Source organism: Thermophagus xiamenensis, assembly GCF_900112795.1.
Taxonomy (GTDB): Bacteria; Bacteroidota; Bacteroidia; order Bacteroidales; family Marinilabiliaceae; genus Thermophagus; species Thermophagus xiamenensis.
Map to the genome: position 1 here is coordinate 1 of NZ_FONA01000049.1, position 1,502 is coordinate 1,502.

General features: G+C 35.4%; 1 protein-coding gene. It reads right to left on the reverse strand.

What is annotated here, in order from left to right; all coding sequences use genetic code 11:
- Window positions 1-206: 206 nt before the first annotated feature.
- A complete protein-coding gene (locus BM130_RS15050) occupies window positions 207-1,232 on the reverse strand; it encodes an IS110 family RNA-guided transposase (protein ID WP_074964424.1) in 1,026 nt (341 codons plus the stop codon).
- Window positions 1,233-1,502: the final 270 nt, after the last annotated feature.

A 1,502-nucleotide genomic window follows, 5' to 3' on the forward strand; every position in this document is an offset into this window, starting at 1 on the left:
TAGATACTGTGTTAAAATCCAAATTTAATCAAAGAATAATTCACTAAATTTTTAACTTTGCGTACAGACAGAGGGAAGACATACGGTGATACATTGTGCCGATGTTTATCCTGTGCAGTGGGATTTTTATCCCACTGTTTTTTTATCCTCATATAACCCCAAAGACAGAGGGATAGACACCGGTTCCACAATATCCGATATTTATCCTAAGCCGCTTGTTTTGATTCAATATCAGGGTCAAAACAGACATCTTTCTTCCAAAGAGTATATATCAATCCTAGCAACTTTCTTTGCACTGCTGTTGCCGCTATTAGTGATTCGCCTTTTTTGTCTAACAATCTGTCATAAAATGTCTTGTAATGAGGTGACTTTCTTATAATGGTGTAGGCCGGAAAATATAAGGCATATCGAATATAACTGTTCCCTTTTTTGGATATTTTGGATTTTCCCTTCCATTTACCCGACTCTCTTATCTTAATATCGTATCCGGCAAAGCTCTGTAATTGTTTTATGTTGTTAAACCCTGCAAATCCATTGGTTTCGGCAATTACACTGGCTGCTGTTGTTATACCCAAACCGGGGGTTGATATAATATTTTGGACTTTCAAATTTAAAACCTCATCTTCTGTTATCAATTGTTTGATTTCTTTGTCAATATCCGTTATTAGTTGTTCCAGGAAATTTATGAGTTCTGTGAGTCTTTGAATGGATGAAGCCGGTCTATCCTTGGAATGCTTTAGAGCATGAAGTTGATTTTTTACCACTGTTTTTTCCTTTTGTCGCTTGGTTCTTTCCCTGGTTAGAACCTTTAATATCCTGATGTTTTTGCTGGCAGGATGCCATACCGAAAGCTTCCTTTCAACCCCCATTTGCCCTAAAGCTTTGGCATCCAGCTTATCTGTTTTGGACCTTAAACCAAGACTTTCTATATATTTTTTTGCCAGATTAGGAAGCACTACGTGAACAATGTAACCTTCTTCAAATAATGTATAGGCTAGATTTTCATAATAGACACCGGTAGATTCCATTGTAAATTCCAATTCTACTGCAGGATTGGCTTTTTTTTCGGCCCATTTAACAAACTCTTCTATGCCTTTATCTGTGTTTTTAAAACGTCTTCCACCTATGGAAACAATGTCTAATTCTTTTGTTAAGGCTACTAAATAAGCATCAAATGCATCTTTGGAAATATCAATCCCGATGTTTTGTTTTAAGATTTGTTGATTAATCATAAATAATTAATTTTGTTGATGTTTACGAGGATTTCTCTCACAGTCCTTTCTCGTTTTTTATCCTGGATTATATCATGTTGATATATCCTTAAATACTTTGTCCGGACTCGAAGAGAATGAAAGGCAGGTTGGTTTTCTAACAAACGATGTCATTTTTATGCATCTAGTCATTAAGTCATTATCCTGCCTTTCCTCAATTTAATTCACTATGCTACAAATATAGTGATAATTGAGCCCTTCTTTTATGTGGCAAACATACGAGTCATTAGT